Annotated in this window: 22 protein-coding genes; 13 read left to right on the top strand and 9 right to left on the bottom strand. The window is 72.0% G+C overall.

Features of this window, described 5'->3' with window-relative positions:
- Window positions 1–319: 319 nt before the first annotated feature.
- Genes DKT69_RS06375 through DKT69_RS06365 form a run of 3 tightly spaced genes read left to right on the top strand, consistent with a single transcriptional unit; the run spans window position 320 to window position 2932 of the window.
- Entirely contained in the window at window positions 320–1171 is an 852-nt protein-coding gene (locus DKT69_RS06375) for an ABC transporter permease (RefSeq protein WP_109800647.1), read from the top strand.
- The gene (locus tag DKT69_RS06370; protein ID WP_109800646.1) at window positions 1164–1967 is read left to right on the top strand and encodes an ABC transporter permease; all 804 of its coding nucleotides are present in this window, start codon (window positions 1164–1166) and stop codon (window positions 1965–1967) included. The genes DKT69_RS06375 and DKT69_RS06370 overlap by 8 nt, the downstream gene beginning before the upstream one ends.
- Window positions 1964–2932, top strand: a complete 969-nt coding sequence (locus DKT69_RS06365) for an ABC transporter ATP-binding protein (protein ID WP_109800645.1) — start codon at window positions 1964–1966, stop codon at window positions 2930–2932. The genes DKT69_RS06370 and DKT69_RS06365 overlap by 4 nt, the downstream gene beginning before the upstream one ends.
- Window positions 2933–2979: 47 nt before the next feature.
- On the opposite strand, the gene DKT69_RS06360 is transcribed toward DKT69_RS06365, so the two are convergent.
- From DKT69_RS06360 to nadA, 3 genes are all read right to left on the bottom strand, one after another.
- A complete protein-coding gene (locus DKT69_RS06360) occupies window positions 2980–3627 on the bottom strand; it encodes a DUF3043 domain-containing protein (RefSeq protein ID WP_201749519.1) in 648 nt (215 codons plus the stop codon).
- A 36-nt stretch (window positions 3628–3663) separates the two neighbouring features.
- Entirely contained in the window at window positions 3664–5076 is a 1413-nt protein-coding gene (gene murA / locus DKT69_RS06355) for a UDP-N-acetylglucosamine 1-carboxyvinyltransferase (RefSeq protein ID WP_236647371.1), read from the bottom strand.
- Window positions 5077–5231: 155 nt separating this feature from the next.
- Entirely contained in the window at window positions 5232–6407 is a 1176-nt protein-coding gene (gene nadA, locus DKT69_RS06350) for a quinolinate synthase NadA (RefSeq protein ID WP_109800643.1), read from the bottom strand.
- Window positions 6408–6475: 68 nt separating this feature from the next.
- Here nadA and DKT69_RS06345 point away from each other — a divergent pair, with 68 nt between their 5' ends.
- The 4 genes from DKT69_RS06345 to DKT69_RS06330 all read left to right on the top strand — a co-directional run bounded on the left by DKT69_RS06345 (window position 6476) and on the right by DKT69_RS06330 (window position 9931).
- Window positions 6476–7612 carry a glycerate kinase family protein gene (locus tag DKT69_RS06345; RefSeq protein ID WP_109800642.1) on the top strand — a complete coding sequence of 379 codons (1137 nt, stop codon included), beginning with the start codon at window positions 6476–6478 and terminating at the stop codon, window positions 7610–7612.
- Between the two features lie 164 nt (window positions 7613–7776).
- Window positions 7777–8145, top strand: a complete 369-nt coding sequence (erpA, locus tag DKT69_RS06340) for an iron-sulfur cluster insertion protein ErpA (RefSeq protein ID WP_089013290.1) — start codon at window positions 7777–7779, stop codon at window positions 8143–8145.
- Between the two features lie 218 nt (window positions 8146–8363).
- Complete coding sequence (locus tag DKT69_RS06335; protein WP_109800641.1) at window positions 8364–9341, top strand: carbohydrate kinase family protein; 978 nt, start codon at window positions 8364–8366, stop codon at window positions 9339–9341.
- Window positions 9338–9931, top strand: a complete 594-nt coding sequence (locus DKT69_RS06330; protein WP_109800640.1) for a P-loop nucleotide/nucleoside kinase family protein — start codon at window positions 9338–9340, stop codon at window positions 9929–9931. Before DKT69_RS06335 ends, DKT69_RS06330 begins: the two co-directional genes overlap by 4 nt.
- 4 nt (window positions 9932–9935) lie before the next feature.
- Here the strand turns inward: DKT69_RS06330 and DKT69_RS06325 are convergent, their stop codons facing one another.
- Together DKT69_RS06325 and DKT69_RS06320 are read right to left on the bottom strand one after the other, a co-directional pair.
- Window positions 9936–10163, bottom strand: a complete 228-nt coding sequence (locus DKT69_RS06325) for a sulfurtransferase TusA family protein (protein ID WP_109800639.1) — start codon at window positions 10161–10163, stop codon at window positions 9936–9938.
- Complete coding sequence (locus DKT69_RS06320) at window positions 10160–11311, bottom strand: cysteine desulfurase family protein (RefSeq protein WP_109800649.1); 1152 nt, start codon at window positions 11309–11311, stop codon at window positions 10160–10162. Before DKT69_RS06320 ends, DKT69_RS06325 begins: the two co-directional genes overlap by 4 nt.
- A gap of 171 nt (window positions 11312–11482) precedes the next feature.
- On the opposite strand from DKT69_RS06320, the gene ctaC reads away from it, so the two are divergent.
- Entirely contained in the window at window positions 11483–12454 is a 972-nt protein-coding gene (gene ctaC, locus DKT69_RS06315; protein WP_109800638.1) for an aa3-type cytochrome oxidase subunit II, read from the top strand.
- A gap of 10 nt (window positions 12455–12464) precedes the next feature.
- Window positions 12465–12890 (top strand): cytochrome c oxidase subunit 4, encoded by a 426-nt coding sequence (locus DKT69_RS06310; RefSeq protein WP_109800637.1) that lies wholly within the window; start codon window positions 12465–12467, stop codon window positions 12888–12890.
- Between the two features lie 184 nt (window positions 12891–13074).
- Here the strand turns inward: DKT69_RS06310 and DKT69_RS06305 are convergent, their stop codons facing one another.
- From DKT69_RS06305 to DKT69_RS06290, 4 genes are all read right to left on the bottom strand, one after another.
- Window positions 13075–13278 carry a hypothetical protein gene (locus tag DKT69_RS06305; RefSeq protein WP_109800636.1) on the bottom strand — a complete coding sequence of 68 codons (204 nt, stop codon included), beginning with the start codon at window positions 13276–13278 and terminating at the stop codon, window positions 13075–13077.
- 183 nt (window positions 13279–13461) lie between these two features.
- The gene (trpD, locus tag DKT69_RS06300) at window positions 13462–14508 is read right to left on the bottom strand and encodes an anthranilate phosphoribosyltransferase (RefSeq protein WP_109800635.1); all 1047 of its coding nucleotides are present in this window, start codon (window positions 14506–14508) and stop codon (window positions 13462–13464) included.
- 86 nt (window positions 14509–14594) lie between these two features.
- Window positions 14595–14993: a hypothetical protein gene (locus tag DKT69_RS06295; protein ID WP_109800634.1), complete on the bottom strand. Its 399-nt coding sequence runs from the start codon at window positions 14991–14993 to the stop codon at window positions 14595–14597.
- Window positions 14994–15179: 186 nt separating this feature from the next.
- Window positions 15180–16133: a cytochrome c oxidase assembly protein gene (locus DKT69_RS06290; protein WP_109800633.1), complete on the bottom strand. Its 954-nt coding sequence runs from the start codon at window positions 16131–16133 to the stop codon at window positions 15180–15182.
- A 108-nt stretch (window positions 16134–16241) separates the two neighbouring features.
- On the opposite strand from DKT69_RS06290, the gene ctaE reads away from it, so the two are divergent.
- The 4 genes from ctaE to qcrB form a co-directional block, all read left to right on the top strand.
- Window positions 16242–16841 carry an aa3-type cytochrome oxidase subunit III gene (ctaE, locus tag DKT69_RS06285; protein WP_109800632.1) on the top strand — a complete coding sequence of 200 codons (600 nt, stop codon included), beginning with the start codon at window positions 16242–16244 and terminating at the stop codon, window positions 16839–16841.
- 73 nt (window positions 16842–16914) lie between these two features.
- Window positions 16915–17751 carry a cytochrome bc1 complex diheme cytochrome c subunit gene (gene qcrC, locus DKT69_RS06280; protein WP_109800631.1) on the top strand — a complete coding sequence of 279 codons (837 nt, stop codon included), beginning with the start codon at window positions 16915–16917 and terminating at the stop codon, window positions 17749–17751.
- Window positions 17752–17818: 67 nt separating this feature from the next.
- Window positions 17819–18907, top strand: a complete 1089-nt coding sequence (qcrA, locus tag DKT69_RS06275) for a cytochrome bc1 complex Rieske iron-sulfur subunit (protein ID WP_109800630.1) — start codon at window positions 17819–17821, stop codon at window positions 18905–18907.
- Window positions 18904–20548 (top strand): cytochrome bc1 complex cytochrome b subunit (qcrB, locus tag DKT69_RS06270; RefSeq protein WP_109800648.1); only part of this gene is annotated, 1645 nt, incomplete at its 3' end. The genes qcrA and qcrB, both read left to right, overlap by 4 nt.

The following is a 20548-nucleotide window of genomic DNA, read 5'->3' as shown; positions in this document are numbered from 1 at the left end:
ACCTGACCCCGCCCGCGCGGGGCGGGCGGGGTCAGGTACTCGATGCCGATGTCGCCGGGGTAGCGCTGGCCCGGGAACTGGGGGTGCCACTCGGTGGTCGGTTCGGCGACCCAGGCCGGCTCCGCCGGGTCGCGCCAGCGGTCGTAGCCGCCGCTCATCGGGGCACCGGGTCGCCGCCCGCGCGGCGCGGCCCCGGGGCCGGCTCGCGTCGCTCGCTCACGGCGATGTCACCTCGTTGGAAATTGTCGCGCTGGGCACCCCACGTGCCGGTAGAGTCGCCCGGTCCAGCACGTCGTGGCTGCGGAAGGAGGGTAGCGGCGTGGGCTCTGTCACCGCCACTGTGGCGCCGCCCACGGGCTCAAACGTTACCCGATGGTTTCGGACATTTGGCGCCATAGTAGTAGCGGGCTTCCGACGCCACGCCACCTACCGGCAGGCCGCCCTCGCCGGCGTGGTCACCAACACGGTCTTCGGCTTCCTGCGCTGCTACATCTTCCTCGCGGTGGCCGGCACGGCCGGCTCCGTCGCCGGGTACGACCGGGCGCAGCTCGCCACCTTCGTCTGGGCCGGGCAGGGCCTGCTGGCGGTGATTCTGCTCTGGGGCTGGACCGACCTGGCGGACCGGATCCGGACCGGGGAGATCGCCAGCGACCTGCTCCGGCCGGTGCACCCGGTGACCAGCTACCTGGCCGCCGACCTGGGCCGCGCGGGGTTCGCCTCGCTCTCCCGGCTGCTGCCGCCGGTGCTGATCGGTCCGCTCTTCTTCGACGTGTACCTGCCCCGGCGGTGGGCCACCGTGCCGCTCTTCGCGCTCTCCGTACTGGTCGCGGTGGTGCTCTGCTTCGGCTGCCGGTTCCTGGTCAACGCCACCGCGTACTGGCTGCAGGACGTCCGGGGCGCGGTGATCCTCTGGACGCTCTGCTCCGGGGTGCTCGCCGGGCTCTACTTCCCGCTGCGCTTCCTGCCCGGGTGGCTCCAGCTCCCGCTCTGGTACGCCACCCCGTTCCCCAGCCTGTTCCAGACCCCGCTCGACGTGCTGGTCGAGCGGGATCCGGCCCCGACGCAGCTCGGGCTGGTGGGGCTCCAGGTCGCCTGGGCGGTGCTGATCCTCGCCGCCTGCCGGCTGGTGCAGCGCCGGGCCGAACGCCGGCTGGTGGTGCAGGGTGGCTGAGCGGCTGGCCGCGTACCGGGCGCTGCTGGGGGCGCAGGCCCGGTCGCAGGCCGCGTACCGGACCTCGTTCGTGGTGGACCTGGTCGGCAACGTGGGGGCGACCGTCTTCGACGTGGTGACCGTGCTGGTGCTCTTCGGGGTGACCCGGGAGCTGGGCGGGTTCACGCTGCGCGAGGCGCTGGTCATCGTCGGACTGTCGTCGTTCGCGTTCGCCACCGCCGACCTGCTGGTCGGCAACATCGAGCGGCTGCCCCGGTACGTCCGGACCGGCCTGTTCGACGCCGTGCTGGTCCGTCCGTTGGGTGCGCTGCCCCAGCTGCTGCTGATGGACCTGCCGCTGCGCAAGGTGTCCCGCGCGCTCTTCGGCCTCGCCGTGCTGGTGGTGGCGGTCACCTCGGCCGGGATCGACTGGACACCGGCCCGGTTGGTGCTGGTGCTGGTCGCCCCGCTCGCCGCGGTGGTCTTCTTCGGCGCGGTCTTCGTGACCACGGCGACGGTGTCGTTCTACTGGATCGACTCCGGCGAGCTGGCCAACTCGGTCACCTACGGCGGGCGCGACTTCACGTCGTACCCGGTCACCGTCTACGGCGGCTGGTTCCGGACGCTCTTCGCGTACGGGATGGGCTTCGCCTTCGTCAGTTACCACCCGGCGCTGGCGCTGCTGGGCCGGGCCGACCCGCTCGGCCTGCCGGCCTGGGCCGGCTGGGCGTCGCCGGTCGTCGCGCTGGTGGCCGCCGCCGTCGCGGCGACGGCCTGGCGCGTCGGGGTCCGCCACTACCGGAGCACGGGGTCATGAGCCAGGTCATCGACGTACGCGGGCTGCGCAAGGAGTTCACCGTCCGGGTGAAGGCCGGCCGGCTGCGCCGGGAGAAGCGGGTGGTCACCGCCGTCGACGGGGTCGACCTGCGGGTGGAGCGCGGCGAGATGCTCGGCTACATCGGCCCCAACGGCGCCGGCAAGTCGACCACCCTGAAGATGCTCACCGGCGTGCTGATGCCGTCGGCGGGGGAGGTGCGGGTCTGCGGCCTGCGGCCGGTGGCCGAGCGGACCCGGCTGGCGCTGCGCATCGGGGTGGTCTTCGGCCAGCGCTCCCAGCTCTGGTGGGACCTGCCGCTGCGCGACTCGTTCGACCTGCTGCGGCACGTCTACCGGGTGCCGGCGGCCGAGCACGCGACCCGGCTGCGGCGCTGTCGTGACCTGCTCGACCTCGACGAGTTCCTGGACACCCCGGTCCGGCAGCTCTCGCTGGGCCAGCGGATGCGGGGCGAGCTGACCGCCGCCCTCCTGCACGGCCCGGAGGTGCTCTTTCTGGACGAGCCGACCATCGGACTGGACGTGGTCAGCAAGCAGGCCGTCCGGGGCTTCCTGGCGGAGCTGGGCCGGGCCAGCGACACCACCCTGGTGCTCACCACCCACGACCTGGCCGACATCGAGCGGCTCTGCCGCCGGCTCGTGGTGATCGACCACGGCCGGGTGGTGCACGACGGCTCGATCGCCGCCCTGCACAGCCGGTACGGCTCCCGCCGCCTGGTCGTCGCCGAGCTGGACACGGCCCTTCCCGCGCCGCCGACGCTGCCGGGCGCGCCGCTGCACCGGGTGGAGGCGGACGGGCACCGGCTGGTCTTCGCGCTGGAGTCGGCGGGCGTCGCCGAGGTGGTCGCCGGGCTGGCCGGGCTGGCCGCGCTGCGCGACATCTCGATCGTCGAGCCGGACATCGAGGAGGTCGTGGCCCGGCTGTACCGCAGCCCGGCCCAGGTGTGACGAAGGCCCCGGGTGGGCGCCCGGGGCCTTCGTCGACGTGCGTGGGGTCAGATCTTGTCGCCGATGTTCACCTGCGGCTGGGGGGCGCGCATCCGGCGGAAGGTGATCGACCGCATGATCGCGTAGAGGTAGAGCGAGCCGAGCTTCTCGTTGCTCTTCGGGAACCGCTCCCGCATCAGCTTCTTGATCTTGCGGGAGATCAGCACCGAGTCGACCACCACGCCGAGCGCGAGCGCGCCCCACAGCACGTTGGAGATCAGCCGGACGATCGGCGGCATGGCCTGGTTGGAGCCGACCAGCACGATCAGCGCGCCGCCGAAGAACCAGGTGCCGACCGTACGCCGGGAGTCGACCACGTTCCGGGCGAGCAGCCGCTCGGGGCCCCGGTCGCGCGGCCCGCCCTCGCGGCGGAACTCCGAGGCCGCCTCGGCCCGGGACGCGCGGCGCTGCTCCCGCGCCTCCTCCTTGGTCAGCGGCCGGCTCGGCGCGCTCAGTCGCCGGCCGGCGGTCGGCCGCTTCGGCGTGACCTGGCCCAGCTCCTTCTTGCTCGGGGTGTAGCCCCGGGGGCGGGCGTTGACGGACTCCTCGTCGGTCGTCACCGAGGTGACGGACTCATCGACGAGGTCGGCGGGCTTGCGGCGAAACAGCGACGGCACGTGGTGAAGGGTAGCCAAACAGCCGCGCCCGGTGCACATCGCGGGTGCACCGGGCGCGGGAAGAGCGGTGTGACGTCACGGACGCTCGACGTGCGCGCCCAGGTCGGCCAGCTTCTTCTCGAAGTCCTCGTAGCCCCGGTTGATCAGGTCGACGCCGTACACCCGGGAGGTGCCCTCGGCGGCGAGCGCCGCGATCAGGTGGCTGAAACCGGCCCGCAGGTCCGGGATGACCAGGTCGGCGGCGTGCAGCTTGCTCGGACCGGCGATCACCGCGGAGTGCTTGAAGTTGCGCCGGCCGAAGCGGCACGGGGTGCCGCCCAGGCAGTCCCGGTAGACCTGGATGTTCGCGCCCATCGTGTTCAGCGCCTCGGTGTAGCCCAGCCGCTGCTCGTAGACCGTCTCGTGGACGATCGACAGGCCCCGGGCCTGGGTCAGCGCCACCACGAGCGGCTGCTGCCAGTCGGTCATGAAGCCGGGGTGCACGTCGGTCTCCAGGGCCACCGCGTTCAGCTCGCCGCCGGGGTGCCAGAAGCGGATGCCGCCCTCCTGGCCCGGGTCGCCCAGCTTCGGCGGCCGGGCGTCGGTCACCTCGTACTCGCCGCCGACCGAGCGGAAGACGTTGAGGAAGGTCATCATGTCGGCCTGCTGCGCGCCCAGCACCTCGACGTCGCCCCGGGTGGCCAGCGCCGCCGCCGCCCAGCTCGCCGCCTCGATCCGGTCCGGGATCGGCCGGTGGGTGTAGCCGTGCAGCTTCTTCACGCCCTGGATCTCGATCACCCGGTCGGTGTGCACCTTGATGATCGCGCCCATCTTCTGCAGGATGCAGATCAGGTCGATGATCTCGGGCTCCACCGCCGCGTTGCGCAGCTCGGTGACGCCCTCGGCCATCACCGCGGTCAGCAGCACCTGCTCGGTGGCGCCCACACTCGGGTACGGCAGGGCGAACTTCGTGCCGTGCAGCCCGTTCGGCGCGGACAGGTGCAGCCCCTCCGGGGTCTTGTCGACGGTCGCGCCGAACTCGCGCAGCGCCTGGAGGTGGAAGTCGATCGGGCGCGGCCCGATGTGACAGCCGCCCAGGTCCGGGATGAAGGCGTGGCCGAGCCGGTGCAGCAGCGGCCCGCAGAACAGGATCGGGATCCGGCTGGAGCCGGCGTGCACGTTGATCTGGTCGGTGCTGGCGCTCTCGACGTTGGACGGGTCGAAGACCAGCTCGCCGTCCTCGTCGCCGTCGGTCACCTTCACCCCGTGCAGGCCGAGCAGCCCGCGGACCACCTCGACGTCGCGGATCCGCGGCACGTCGAACAGCCGGCTGGGGGAGTCACCCAGCAGGGCGGCGACCATGGCCTTGGAAACGAGGTTCTTCGCGCCGCGCACGCGGATCCGCCCTTCGAGCGGAGTGCCTCCGTGTACGACCAGGACGTCGTCGGTCAACGCAACCTCCAGCGCGTTGGTGCTGCCGTGTAGATGGTTGGGGCCCACGATCTGCATCGCTACCCGAAACGCGGCCAGGTGAAAACGGCCCGCATATTGTCGCCCCGGCAGCATAGCCGTCCGTGAGGAAATTGGAATCGGTCACATCGCCAGCGAGGGCACGAACCGGGGTGTCCGGCGCGTTTCCGTACCAGCGATGTGACCCAGGGTGATCAGGCGCCCGGCAGGGCCAGCATCTGGTCCAGCGCCACCCGGGCGTGGTGCGCGGTGTCCGGGTCCACGGTGATCTGGTTGACCACCCGGCCGGCGACCAGCTCTTCGAGGGCCCAGACCAGGTGCGGCAGGTCGATCCGGTTCATCGTCGAGCAGTAGCAGACCGCCTTGTCCAGGAACATGATCTGCTTGTCGGGGTGGGCCAGCGCCAGCCGGCGGACCAGGTTCAGCTCGGTGCCGACCGCCCAGGCCGAGCCGGCCGGGGCCGCCTCGATGGTCTTGATGATGTACTCGGTGGAGCCGACCTGGTCGGCGGCGGTGACCACCTCGTGCCGGCACTCCGGGTGGACCAGCACGTTCACCCCCGGCACCCGCTCCCGGACGTCGTTGACGCTGTCCAGGGTGAACCGGCCGTGCACGGAGCAGTGCCCGCGCCACAGGATCATCTTCGCGTCGCGCAGCTGCTCCGCGGTCAGCCCGCCGTTCGGCTTGTGCGGGTCGTAGAGCACGCAGTCGTCCAGCGAGAAGCCCATCTCCAGCACCGCCGTGTTGCGGCCCAGGTGCTGGTCGGGCAGGAAGAGCACCTTCGACCCCTGCTCGAACGCCCAGTCCAGCGCCCGCTTCGCGTTCGACGAGGTGCAGACCACCCCGCCGTTGCGCCCCACGAAGCCCTTGATGTCCGCCGAGGAGTTCATGTACGTCACCGGGACGGTGTCGGCCGCGACGCCCAGCTCGGTCAGCACGTCCCAGGCGGTCTCGACCTGCGACAGCACCGCCATGTCGGCCATCGAGCAGCCGGCGGCCAGGTCCGGCAGGATCACCTTCTGCGCGTCCGAGGTGAGGATGTCCGCGCTCTCGGCCATGAAGTGCACGCCGCAGAAGACGATGTACTCCGCGTCGGGTCGGGCCGCCGCCTCGCGGGCGAGCTTGAACGAGTCGCCGGTCACGTCGGCGAACTGGATCACCTCGTCGCGCTGGTAGTGGTGGCCCAGCACGAACACCTTCGTGCCGAGCGCGGCCTTGGCCGCCGCCGCCCGGGCCACCAGGTCCGGGTCGCTCGGCGCGGGGAGGTCACCCGGACACTCCACGCCACGCTCGGTGGCGGGGTCGCTGCCGCGGCCGAGGAGCAGCAGCGCAGTGGCGGTGTTGGAGGGTTCAACCCAGGTCGAAGTCACGCCTCCCATGGTCCCACAGCGGGACCGGCGCGCAGCCGCTCCAGGTGTGGGCTGCCACACTGCTGGGCATGCGCGTGCTGCTCTGCCCGGACAAGTTCGCCGGCACGCTGCCGGCTCAGGAGGTGGCCGCCGCGGTGGCCGACGGCTGGCGGGAGGTGGCCGCCGGCGACGACCTGCTGATCCGGCCGCTCGCCGACGGCGGGCCCGGCTTCGTCGCCGTCCTCGCCGAGGCGCTCGGCGGCCGGCGGCTGCCGGTGCCGACCGTGGACCCGCTCGGCCGGCCCGCCGCCGGTGAGATCCTGCTCACCGACGACGGCGTGGCCTACCTGGAGAGCGCCCAGGCGTGCGGGCTGCACCTGCTCACCGCCGCCGAGCGGGACCCGAAGGCCACCACCTCGTACGGGCTGGGGCTGCTGGTGGCCGCCGCCGTCGAGGCCGGGGCCCGGACCGTGGTGGTCGGGCTGGGTGGCTCCGCCACCAACGACGGGGGCGCCGGCATGCTCACCGCGCTCGGCGTCACCCCCCTCGACCAGGCCGGCCACGCCCTGCCGTACGGGGGAGCGGCGCTCGCCGCGGTGGCCGCGCTGGACGGCGCGCCCCGGCTGCGCGGGGCGGACCTGGTGGCCGCCACCGACGTGGACAACCCGCTGCTCGGGCTGCACGGCGCCAGCAACGTCTACGGCCCGCAGAAGGGCGCCACCCGGGCGGACGTGCTACTCCTCGACGCCGCGCTGGAACGCTTCGCGGCCGTGCTGGAACGCGAGCTGCCCGGTTGCCCGCCGGGGCTGGGCGCGCTGCCCGGCGGCGGCGCGGCCGGCGGGCTGGGCGCGGCGATCCTGGCGCTCGGCGGCCGGTGCGAGTCCGGCATCGGCCTGGTCACCCGGGCCATCGGGTTGGACGCCGCGCTCGACCGCGCCGACCTGGTGATCACCGGGGAGGGCTCCTTCGACCACCAGTCGTTGCGCGGCAAGGTGGTGGCCGGGGTGGCCGGGGCCGCCCGGGACCGCGGCGTGCCCTGCGTGGTGCTGGCGGGACGGGTGAGCACGGGCCGCCGGGAGGCCGCCGCGGCCGGGGTCACCGAGGCGTACAGCCTGGTGGAGCACTTCGGCGGCGAGGAACGCGGCGGGGTGGAGGCGGCGATGGGCCGGCCCGCCGAGGGGCTGCGGGCGCTCGGCGCCCGGCTGGCCCGGCAGTGGAGCCGCTGAGCGGCCGCTGCCTGCGGCGCGGCTCACCCGCCCCGGAGCACGCCACCGGAGGTGACGCCCGCCGGGGCGGCGTACGATCGGATCTGGACCACACCGGGAATCACTGGCGGACGCGCGACGTTGGCCAGTGCGTCCGGACCCATACCGCGCAGGGAGATTTCCACGTGACCACGCCAGCGCAGACCGAGTCGACCGAGGCCAAGGCCCCTACTTCCGTCGTCCTCACCGACGTCGCGGCGCAGAAGGTCAAGGCCCTGATCGAGCAGGAGGGCCGCGACGACCTGCGGCTCCGGATCGCGGTGCAGCCGGGCGGCTGCTCCGGCCTGCGGTACCAGCTCTTCTTCGACGAGCGGTCGCTCGACGGTGACATCGTCACCGACTACGACGGTGTCGAGGTCGTCGTCGACCGGATGAGCGCCCCCTACCTGGCCGGCGCGACGATCGACTTCGCCGACCGGATCGACGCCCAGGGCTTCACCATCGACAACCCGAACGCCGGCAACTCCTGCGCCTGCGGCGACTCCTTCAGCTGAGTCGACGCCGGCCGGCCCGTACCGGTCGACGGTGACGTGACGAAAACGGCGGGACCACCCTTCGCGGGTGGTCCCGCCGTTTCTTCGTGTCTCCCGGGTGTCCGGGCGGGTGGCGTCCGGGTATGCGTGGGTCGACCGGTTCTCGACCGACCCGCGACCGGCGTGCCGAACGGGCCGGTAGGCTGACCGGCGCCGTGCTGCCGACCCCGAGGGCTGACATGAAGATCGCCGTGACCGGCTCGATCGCCACCGACCACCTGATGAGCTTCCCCGGTCGCTTCGCCGACCAGCTCCTCGCCGACCAGCTGCACAAGGTGTCGCTGTCCTTCCTGGTGGACGACCTGGTGCTGCGCCGGGGCGGGGTGGCGGCCAACATCGCCTTCGGCATGGCACAGCTCGGGCTGCGCCCGGTGCTGCTGGGCGCCGTCGGGGCCGACTTCGCCGACTACCGCTCCTGGCTGGAGCGGCACGGGGTCGACTGCGACTCGGTGCACGTCAGCGAGGTGGCCCACACCGCCCGCTTCGTCTGCACCACGGACACCGACATGTGCCAGATCGCCTCCTTCTACGCGGGGGCGATGAGCGAGGCCCGCAACATCGAGCTGGCCCCGGTGGCCCAGCGGCTCGGCGGCCTCGACCTGGTGCTGGTCGGTGCCAACGACCCCGAGGCGATGATCCGGCACTCGGCCGAGTGCCGGGAGCGCGGGTACGCCTTCGTCGCCGACCCGTCCCAGCAGCTGGCCCGGATGGACGGCGCGGACGTGCTCGGCCTGATCGACGGCGCCGAGTACCTGATGACCAACGACTACGAGAAGTCGCTGCTGCAGAGCAAGGCGGGTCTCAGCGACGCGCAGCTGCTGGAGCGGGTCAAGGTCCGGGTCACCACGCTGGGCAAGGACGGCGCGGAGATCGCCGGCCGGGACTTCGACACCATCCACGTCCCGATCGCCCGGGAGATCCAGGCCGTCGACCCGACCGGCGTCGGGGACGGGTTCCGGGCGGGCTTCTTCACCGCCCTGTCCTGGGGGCTGGGCCTGGAGCGGGCCGCCCAGGTCGGCTCGCTGCTCGCCACCCTGGTCCTGGAGACCGTCGGCACCCAGGAGTACGAGGTCCGCCGCGACCTGTTCGTGAAGCGCCTCGCCGAGTCGTACGGCGACGCGGCCGCCGAGGACGTCCGGCCGCACCTGCTCCCATGACCTCCGCGGTACCCGACCGCGACCAGCCCGGCGTCTCCGGCCGGGTGGATCCGGGTGCCGTCCGCCCCGGTGCGGCCGCCGCCGTCGGTCCGGTGCTGGTGGCGTTCGCCGGCCTGCCCGGGGTGGGCAAGAGCACGCTGGCCGTCCGGCTCGGCGCGGCGCTGCACGCCCCGGTCCTGCCGGTGGACCCGGTCGAGCGGGCCATGGGCCGGTACGGGCTGGTCGGCGACGTGCCCGGGATGGCCGCCTACGGCGCGGTCGCCGATCTCGCCGAGGTGCAGCTCGGGCTGGGGCTGAGCGTGGTGGTCGACGCGGTCAACCCGGTGGCCAGCGCTCGGGGCCTCTGGCACGACCTGGCGGAGCGGGCCGGCGTGCCGCTACGGGTGATCGAGGTGCACTGCGGGGACGAGGCGGAGCACCGCCGCCGGGTCGAGGCGCGGCTGCCCGCCGAGCCCGACCCGCACCTGCCCACCTGGGAACAGACCCTGCTCCGCCGGGCCGAGTACGAGCCGATCATCGGCCCCCGCCTGGTGGTCGACACCACGGTCGCCACCGACCCCCTCCCCGCCATCCTCAGCTATCTCGCCTGACCCGTCACCGGCTCCGCCGGACGTCGTAGCTGGATCCGCCCGCTACGGCGCCGAGGAACTCCTGGGCGCGCATGCGGCACCAGGCGGGGATGTCCACCGCCGCGGCGGGGTCGTCGGCGAGGACGCGGAGCACCGCGCCGACCGGCAGCTGGGGGAGTCGGCGGGCCAGGGCGATCACCGGCAGCGGGCAGCGCTGACCCCGGCAGTCCAGCACCTCGTCCGGCTCGCTCACAGCCCCACCACCCCCGCCTCGGCGCGCAGGTCGGCGACGATGCCGGGCAGCTCGGCGAGGAACCGCTCGACGTCCGCCTCGGTGGTCTCCCGGTGCAGCGACACCCGGACGTTGCCGTGCGAGAGCACCCCCATCGCCTCCAGCACGTGCGACGGCCGCAGCGTCGACGAGGTGCACGAGGAGCCGGAGGAGACGGCGAAGCCCCGCCGGTCCAGCGCGTGCAGCAGCGCCTCGCCGTCCACATAGAGGCAGGAGAAGGTGACCAGGTGGGGGAGCCGGTCGACCGGGTCGCCGACCACCTCCACGTCCGGCACCTCGGCCGCCACCCGGTGCCGGATCCGGTCCACCAGCGGCGCCAGCCGGGTCGTCTCGGCCGCCGCGTCGGCCGCCGCCGCGCGCAGGCTCGCCGCCGCCGCCACCACCGCCGGCAGGTTCAACACTCCGGGGGTACGCCCCGACTCCCGCTCGTCGGCCGGGAACGGCGACTCCCAGCGGGTGCCCTTGCGGACCACCAGCAGACCGACGCCGGGTGGCCCGCCCCACTTGTGCGCGCTGGCGCTGAGCACCGACCAGCCGGCCGGCACCGGCGCCCGGCCGATCAACTGCGCGGCGTCGACATACAGCGGTACCCCGGCGTCGGCGCACCCGGCGGCCGCCGCCGGCACCGGCTGCACGGTGCCCACCTCGTGACTGGCGCCGATCAGCGCGGCGAACGCCACCCCGGGCGCCCGGACCGCCGCCGACCAGGCGTCCAGGTCGAGCCGGCCGGCCCGGTCCACCGGTACGGAGACGGCGCTGCCGCCGCCGGCCACGTGTCGCTCGGCGGCGTGCAGCACCGCGGAGTGCTCGATCGCGGAGTGCACCAGGATCGCCCCCACCCGCCGCCGGCCGATCAGCCCGCCGAGCACGGCGGCGTGCGCCGCCGTCGTACCGCTGGGGGTGAAGGAGAGTTCGTCGGCGCGGACGCCGAGCGTGGCCGCGGTGGCCTCGCGGGCGGCGTCGAGCAGTTGCCGGGCGCGGCGGGCCTGGGTGTAGAGCCTGCCGGGGTCGGCCCAGCCGTCCTCGAGGGCGGCCAGCATCGCCTGCCGGGCGACCGGGTGCAGCGGCGCGGCGGTGGCCGCGTCCAGGTAGACCGGGGATGCGCTCACGAACACCCACGCTATCGCGCCGGTACGCGCATGATCCCCCCGATGGGGGCGGACAGTGACCCCAACACGGTCAGGCCCGTCATGGTCGAGTAATCTGCGACCGTCGGTGACGCCTTTGCCGTCGGTGCTGATGGAAAGAACCACCGCGGCGCGCTAGGGAGGCAGGACCAGGTGGTCGCAAGGAGTTCGGAGGTACGGCCGACGGCCGTACGGCACAGCGCTTCCCCAGGAGCCGGTGGGCGCCGGCGGCGTGGTGCTGGTCGACTCGCCGGGCTCGGGCTCGGCGGAGCGGCGCTGCTGGTTCTGCTCACCGGCTGCGACGTCGGCCGGACGTTCGGCGGCTTCGGCTGGCCGCAGGGCGGCATCAGCCCCGAGTCCCACCGGATGTACGACCTGTGGATCGCGTCCTGCATCGCGGCGCTCGCGGTCGGCGTGTTCGTCTGGGGCCTCATCTTCTGGTGCGTGATCCGCTACCGGAAGCGGGGCAACGACCTGCCGGTGCAGACCCGCTACAACATGCCGATGGAGTTCCTCTACACCATCGCGCCGATCCTGATCGTCTCCGTGCTCTTCTACTACACGGCGATCGTGCAGACGAACGTGAACAAGACGACGAAGAACCCCGACGTCACCGTCGAGGTCGTCGCCTTCAAGTGGAACTGGCAGTTCAACTACCGCGACGGCCAGGGCCGCGACGCGAACACCGTCGCCTCGGTCCTCGGCACCAGCGAGGTCATCCCGGTGCTGGTCCTGCCGACCGGCAAGTCGATCCGGTTCGAGGAGCAGAGCCGCGATGTCATCCACTCCTTCTGGGTGCCGGAGCTGCTGTTCAAGCGGGACGTCATGCCGGGCAACATCCGCAACGTCTTCGAGATCTCCAGCCTCGACCGGGAGGGCGCGTACGTCGGTCGCTGCGCCGAGCTGTGCGGCAGCTACCACGCCTTCATGAACTTCGAGGTGCGGGTCGTCTCGCCGGAGAAGTACGAGCAGTTCCTGGCGGCCAAGAAGGCCGGCAAGTCGACGCAGGAGGCGCTCAAGGCGATCGGCGGGCCCGAGTACGCCACGAAGACGGAGCCGTTCAACACCCGGCGCGACAAGAACAACTTCAACCCGAGCGACGCCTCGGCCGGCGCGGGAAGCTGAGGGATCCGGCATGAAGACCGAGTGGAAAATCTTCCTGATCGTCGGGACGTTCCTTTTCGGCATCGCGATCCTCTACGGCGCCTGGACGTACGGCGAGGGCAGCCGGGTCGAGTGGGTCGGCACGGTGGCGCTGCTGCTGGCCTTCCTGCTCTGCGCGATGTGCGGTGGTTTCTTCTGGTTCGTCTCCCGGCGCATCGACCTGCGCCCGGAGGACCGGGCGGACGCCGAGATCGCCGACGGCGCGGGCGAGGTCGGCTTCTTCAGCCCGGGCAGCTACTGGCCGTTCGGGCTGGCGCTGGCCGCCGCGGTCGCCGGTCTGGGGCTGGTCTTCTGGCAGTTCTGGCTGCTGGGCCTGGGCCTGGTGACGGTCATCTTCGCCGCCTGTGGCCTGCTCTTCGAGTACTACACCGGCACCCGCCGCACCGCCGAGCACTGAGCTGACGGCTTTCGAACGGCCCGCGTCCTGGCAGGACGCGGGCCGTTCGCCGTCAGGGCGGCTTCGGACGGCGGACATCGCCGATGTGGCGGTGTCGGACGGGCCTCGTTCGCGCCAGCTCGGCGAGGTGACGTGGAAGCCGGACTGGGACGGGCCGGGCCGACGGTGCCGGCGAGGGCGTGGGTCAGGCGGCGCGGCGGTGGGGCGTGACGCGGCGGCGGCTGGCCAGCCGCGGGGCGCGGAAGGTGAACGTGGCGATCAGCACGGCCGCGCCGCAGCCGGTGCAGACCAGCTCGGGACAGTCGACGCCGTGGCCGTCGGCGCAGGGCGGGGCCTCGAACGGCACAACGCCCTCGCAGCTGTCGCAGTAGAGCTCGCGGTCCGACACGGGCGTCTCCTCTCGCTCCGGTGCCCGCCGACGGGCAGGGCCGCCATCGGCGGAAAGCGGAAAATTACTCCCATGTAGTTTGGCACGCGGGTCCGACACTTCCGTTTCGGACCCGCCCGACCGGAACCGGACCGGCGCATGCCGGCCGCGCCCCGGATGCGGACGGGTGCGCCGCGGCGGCGGTCAGAGCGTGCCGGCGACCTCGAGCCAGCGGTCGAGCGCGCCGGCGGCGGCGCCGGAGTCGATGGACTCGGCGGCGGCGGCCATCCCGGCCCGCAGCGCCTCGATCAGGTCACCGTCCAGCGGCCCCTGGGTGGCCAGCGCCGCCGCGGCGTTCACCAGCACGGCGTCGCGGACCGGGCCGGTCTCGCCGGCCAGCAGCCGCCGCGCCACCCCGGCGTTGTACGCCGCGTCTCCCCCCCGCAGGTCCGCCAGGGTGGCCCGGGACACGCCGAGGTCGGCCGCGTCCAGCAGCGACTCCCTCACCGTGCCCTGCTGGGCCACCCAGACCCGGGTCGGCGCGGCGGTGGTGAACTCGTCCAGCCCGTCCTCGCCGCGCATCACGATCACCGAGTCGCCGCGGTCGGCGAAGACGGCGGCCATCACCGGCGCCATCCGCAGGTCGAAGCAGCCGACCGCGCCGGCCCGGGGGCGGGCCGGGTTGGTCAGCGGGCCGAGGAAGTTGAACGCGGTGGGCACGCCGATCTCCCGGCGCACCGGGCCGGCGTGCCGCATGCCGGGGTGGAACCGGGCCGCGAAGCAGAAGCCGATGCCCGCCTCGTCGACGCACCGGGCCACCTGCTCGGGGGTCAGGTCCAGCGGGACGCCCAGGTACTCCAGCAGGTCCGCGGTGCCGCAGGAGGACGAGGCGGCCCGGTTGCCGTGCTTGACCACGCGTACCCCGGCACCGGCCACCACGAGCGCGGTCATGGTGGAGATGTTGACCGTGTGCGCGAGGTCACCGCCGGTGCCGACCACGTCCAGGGCGGTGCGGCGCAGTTCCTCGGGCAGCACCACCTCGACGGAGCGGCCGAGCATCGCCTCCACCAGGCCTGCCAGCTCGGCCGGGGTCTCACCCTTGGCGCGCAGCGCCACGGCGAAGCCGGCGACCTGGGCCGGGGTGGCCGCACCCGTCATGATCTCGTCCATCGCCCAGGCGGTGTCGGCGGTGGTGAGCTCCTCGCCGCGCAGCAGCGCGTTGAGCAGCAGCGGCCAGGTCCGTTCGCCCATGGCGGGCCTCCCGAGCGGGCGTGGAGATGCGGGTGAGGAACGACGTCGGCGCCACGGCCGCGATGCCGTGGCGCCGAGGGGGTGGCTCAGGCCGCGGCGGGCGTACGCCGCAGCAGCTCGGCGACGGTGGTGCCGGTGGTCACCGGGTCCAGCGGGTGCACCAGCGTCGCGTCGACCTCGGCGTACGCGGCCAGCCAGCGGTCGGCCGCCCGGGCGATCACCACGCAGGTCGGCGGGGCGTCGTCCCGGTCGTCCTTGATCTGCCGGGCGATGCCGATGCCGCCGCCCGGGGTGGCCTCGCCGTCGAGCAGGAGCAGGTGGATCTCGTAGTCGTCGACCAGCCGGACGCACTCGGCGTAGTCGGAGGCCTCGACGAACTCGATCTCGAGCCCCGGCGCGGGCCGGGTGCCGACGGCCAGCCGCATCCGGTCGCGGACCTCGGGGTCGTCGCTGTAGAGCAGGACGGTGCAAAGACGATCGCTCATGCCGGCACTCCGCTTCGCTCCGTGCCGTCATGAGGACCCATCGCACTGGGCCTGATGATTCGTTCGCTGCGCTCACTCATGGCTGGCTTGGCTCCCACCTCGTAGCTGCCCGCTGATGGTAGCGGTCGTCACATCGGGCTGGACGGCCCGCCCTGGCCGGCCGGTGGGCGTACCCTCCGGGACCGGTCAGGCGGCCGACTCGGCGGCGCGTTGCCGGGCCTCCTGGCGGTCCAGCTCGCGGTCCACCCGGCGGGCCTCCCGCTCGGACTGCTTCACCCACTGGACGACCAGTACGGCCAGCATGGTGACGCTGACGAACTCGCCGCCGGCCCAGAGCACGCCACCGGCCACCACCTGGTCGTCCCACGGGTTCGACCAGCTCAGGTGCAGCGACGGGTACCAGTCGCCGCCGAAGAGCGTGGTGCTCTGCATGATGGTCAGCCCGAGCACGGTGTGGAACGGCACGGAGAGCACCATCAGCAGCGCCCGGGCCGGGTAAGGCCAGCGCCCCGGCAGCGGGTCCAGGCCGACCAGCGGCCAGAAGAACACGCAGCCGGTCATGATGAAGTGCGCGTGCACCAGCTCGTGCGCCCAGGCGTGCTCGAGGGTGTAGTGGTACAGGTCGCTGAAGTAGAGCACGAACGGGTTGGCCACGAAGATGGCGAACGCCACCAGCGGGAAGGTGTAGACCCGGGCGACCCGGCTGTGCACGATCGCGAGCAGCCGCTTGCGCGGGCGGACCGGCAGGGTGCGCAGGGCGAGCGTCACCGGCGCGCCGAGGGCCAGGAAGATCGGCGCCACCATGGACAGCACCATATGCTGGATCATGTGCACCGACAGCAGCGCGGTGTCGTACGCGTGCAGCCCGCTGACCGTGACCGAGGCGATGCCGCCCAGCCCCGGGCCGAGGAAGCAGACGGTGCGGCCGACCGCCCAGCGGTCGCCGCGCAGCCGCAGCCGGTAGACGCCGTAGAGGTAGAGCCCGGCGGCGACGACCAGCCCGAGGGCGAGCCAGCTGTCCAGCCGGGTCTCGGTGAACACCCGGGCCACGGTGAAGGGCGGCGGGACGGCCTCGCCCCCCGCCGTGAGGGTCGACGGGGCGACCGAGGTCGCGGCGAAGATCGGATCGACGTGCAGCACGCTTTTCAGGGTAGGTCAGGCGAACCGGACCAGCCCTATCGGGCCACGGAAGGCGCAGGTTTGCCACCCCGCTGATCGCCGGTCCCGGCCAAGGGCAATAATGACCGCGTGACTGCGGCCCCAGCCATTGACAAGAGCCGGATCCACTCCCTGACCCGACCCAACATGGTCAGCGTCGGGACGATCGTGTGGCTCTCCAGCGAACTCATGTTCTTCGCGGCGCTGTTCGCGATGTACTTCTCCATCCGCGCGGCGGCGCCGGAGCAGTGGGAGAAGCACACCGAGATCCTGAAGATCCCGTACGCGACCACCTTCACGGTGATCCTGGTGCTGTCCTCGGTGACCTGCCAGCTCGGTGTCTTCGCGGCGGAGAAGGGTGACGTCCACGCCCTGCGGCGCTGGTTCACGATCACCTTCGTGATGGGTCTGATCTTCGTGCTCGGCCAGGCGAACGAGTACCGCAACCTGGTGGAAGAGGGCGTCAAGATCAACGGAGACGGTTACGGGTCGATGTTCTACCTGACCACCGGCTTCCACGGTCTGCACGTGACCGGCGGTCTGATCGCCTTCATCATCTTCATGATCCGCACCACCATGGGCCGGTTCACCCCGGCGCAGGCCACGTCGGCGATCGTCGTGTCGTACTACTGGCACTTCGTCGACGTCGTGTGGATCGGCCTCTACGCCATGATCTACTGGCTCCAGTGATCTTGGCGCGTCACGAACCGCGCCGCTGCCCCGTCCCCCTGAGACAAGGTCCAACCGGTTAAGGACACAGGTCATGACTTCTGACAACGACCGCCGACGCGGTCTGCTCGCGCGCCTGCGCGGGCGGCCCGTAGCGCGCAGCAGGGGCCGCCGCCGGCTGGGCGCCGCGGTCCGGCTGATCGCCGCGCTGACGCTGGCCGGCGGCGCCTACACCGTCTTCGCCCCCGGCGTGCAGGCGCAGGAAAACCCGCCGATGAGCGCGGCCGCCGGCGAGGGCAAGGCGCTGTTCGACGTGAGCTGTGTGACCTGTCACGGTCGCAACGCCCAGGGTGTCGAGGGACGCGGGCCGAGCCTGATCGGAGTCGGCTCGGCCTCGGTCGAGTTCCAGGTCGGCAGCGGTCGGATGCCGCTGGCCCGGCAGGAAGCCCAGGCCATGCGGAAGCCCCCGCAGTTCACCGACGAGCAGGTGCGCCAGCTCGGCCAGTACATCCAGGAGCTGGGTGGCGGTCCGCAGGTGCCCGCGGGCAACAACCTGCACGAGGGCGCGAACATCTCCGCCGGTGGTGAGCTGTTCCGGATCAACTGCTCGCAGTGCCACGCCTTCGGCGGTCGCGGCGGCGCCCTCTCCTCCGGCAAGTACGCTCCGAACCTGAAGCCGGCGAGCGACCGGCAGATCTACGCCGCCATGCTGAGCGGCCCGCAGAACATGCCGGTGTTCGGCGACAACCAGCTGCGGCCGGAGCAGAAGGCGCAGATCATCGCCTACATCCAGGAGAACCTGAAGCACAACCAGGACCAGGGCGGCTTCAGCCTCGGCCGGTACGGGCCGTCCACCGAGGGTCTGGCGGCTTTCCTGATCGGCATCGTCGCGCTGGTCTTCGCGAGCCTGTGGATTGCGGGCAAGTCGTGACCGAGCGGATCATTCGTTTCAGTGCTGCGGTGCCGGGCTCCGGCGCCGCCCGTAGCGAGGTGACGGCATGAGCACCCACACCGAGCACCAGGCCCCGCAGGGCCGGGAGCCGCTCGACGTGAACGACCCCCGGCTCTCCCGGTTCGACATCGTCGAGGAGGGCGCCCGGCGGGACGACATCGAGATCGTCCACTACGAGCCGCAGGTCGTCCCCGGCACCAGGGCCGAGCGCCGGCTGACCCGGCTGGTCTCCGGGATGTTCCTGCTGACCGGCCTGGCCTCGACCGCCTTCCTGGTCATCTACATCTGGTGGCCGTGGGAGTGGAAGGCCGGCCGCGGCGGGGACAAGTACTACACCCCGCTGCTCGGCCTCACCCTGGGCGTCGCGCTCCTCGGCATCGGTTTCGGCATCCTCACCTGGGGCAAGAAGCTGCTGCCCAAGGAGGTCTCGATCCAGGACCGGCACGACCAGCCGAGTTCCCCGGACGATCGCAAGATCACCGGTGCGACCATGCTGTACCTGGCCGACGAGATGGGCGTACGGCGCCGGCCGCTGCTCGGCATCTCGCTGCTCGCCGGTCTCGCGCCGGTCGGCGCGGTCGTCGCGGCGCCGCTGGTCGGCGGCCTGATCTCCGACCCGCACAAGGACAACCAGATGTTCACCACCGGCTTCGCGCCGGCCGAGGGCGGCAAGCAGATCCGGCTGGTCCGCGAGGACGGCCGGCCGGTCCGCCCGGCGGACATCAGCGCCGGCGGCCAGATCACGGTGTTCCCGGGCATCGAGCACGGCGTGAGCAACAAGCACGCCGATTCGCCGACCCTGCTGATCCACATGCGCGAGGACGACGCGCGAGACTCGCGCGCCAACAACGCGCGGGTCGGCCACGGCGACTACATGTGGGGCAACTACGCGGCGTTCTCCAAGATCTGCACGCACGCCGGCTGCCCGGCCAGCCTGTACGAGCAGCAGACCAACCGCCTGCTCTGCCCGTGCCACCAGTCACAGTTCCAAATCACCGACAACGCCCGACCCATCTTCGGCCCGGCCAGCCGGCGGCTCCCGCAGCTGCCGATCGAGGTGGACGCAGAGGGCTTCTTCGTGGCGAAGTCGGACTACACCGAAACCATCGGCCCCGACTTCTGGGAGCGGCCATGAAGCGCAGAAAACTTGACATGGCAACGGTGCCGGGCAAGACCGCCGGTGCGTTGGACGACCGCTTCCAGGCGGCCACCCCGCTGCGCGCGCTGCTGAACAAGGTCTTCCCGGACCACTGGTCCTTCCTGCTCGGCGAGATCGCGCTCTTCTCGTTCATCGTGCTGCTGCTGACCGGTGTCTTCCTGACCTTCTTCTTCGATCCGTCGATGAACGAGGTCGTCTACAACGGCAGCTACGCCCCGCTGCGCGGCACCCCGATGTCGGCCGCGTACGCCTCCAGCCTGAACCTGTCGTTCGAGGTCCGGGGCGGTCTGATCATGCGGCAGATGCACCACTGGGCGGCGCTGCTGTTCATGGCCGCGATCGTGGTGCACATGCTGCGGGTCTTCTTCACCGGCGCGTTCCGCAAGCCGCGTGAGGCGAACTGGATCATCGGCTCGCTGCTGTTCTGGGTCGGCTTCCTGGCCGGCTTCACCGGCTACTCGCTGCCGGACGACGGCCTCTCCGGCACCGGCCTGCGGATCGCCTCCGCGATCATTCTCTCCATCCCGGTGATCGGCTCCTGGATCAGCTCGTCGATCTTCGGCGGCGAGTTCCCGGGCGAGATCATCATCAGCCGGTTCTTCATCGTCCACGTGCTGCTCATCCCGGCTCTGCTGGTGGCGCTGATCACCGCCCACCTCGGTCTGGTCTTCAAGCAGAAGCACACCCAGTGGCCCGGCCCCGGCCGGACCAACGAGAACGTGGTCGGCGAGCGGTTCTACCCGCGCTACACGCTCAAGCAGGCCGGCTTCTTCATGGTCGTGTTCGGCGTGATCGCGCTGATGGGCGGCCTCTTCCAGATCAACCCGATCTGGTACTTCGGCCCGTACGAGGCGTGGGTGGTGTCCGCCGCCAGCCAGCCCGACTGGTACGTCATGTTCCTCGACGGCTCGACCCGGCTCATGCCGGCCTGGGAGATCACCATCCCGATCGGCGACGGGTACGTCATCCCGCCGATCTTCTGGCCGACGGTGGTGCTGCCCGGCATCCTGGTCGGGATCTCCCTGCTCTACCCGTTCCTGGAGGCGCGGCAGCTCAAGGACTACAAGCACCACAACCTGCTCCAGCGCCCCCGGGACGTGCCGGCCCGGACCGCCGCGGGCTCGATGGCCGTGGCATTCTGGCTGGTGTTGACCCTCTCCGGCGCCAACGACGTGATCGCGGACACGTTCCAAGTCAGCCTGAACGCGATGACCTGGGCGGGCCGGGTCGGTCTGCTGATCGTCCCGCCGCTGGCCTACTACTTCACCTACCGGATCTGCCTGGGTCTTCAGCAGCACGACCGGGAGGTGCTGGCCCACGGCGTGGAGACCGGCATCATCAAGCGGCTGCCGGACGGCCGGTTCGTCGAGGTCCACCAGCCGCTCACCGCGGCCGACGGCCACGACGGGCACGCCGAGCTGGACTACGTCGGCTGGGTGGTGCCGAAGAAGATGAACCGGCTCGGTGCCCTCGGCCCGGCGATCCGGGGCTTCTTCTACCCGATCGAGAGGCCGGCCGAGGCGCCGGTCTCCCCGGGGCACCCGCCGGTCCAGGCCCGACCGGAGCGGGAGGAGATCGGCAGCGGCGAGAGCCGTCGCTGCCGATCTCCTCCCGCTC

This window comes from Micromonospora sicca (assembly GCF_003172935.1).
In the GTDB taxonomy this organism is placed as follows: domain Bacteria; phylum Actinomycetota; class Actinomycetes; order Mycobacteriales; family Micromonosporaceae; genus Micromonospora; species Micromonospora sicca.
This window is presented reverse-complemented; position numbering and strand designations above follow the sequence as displayed.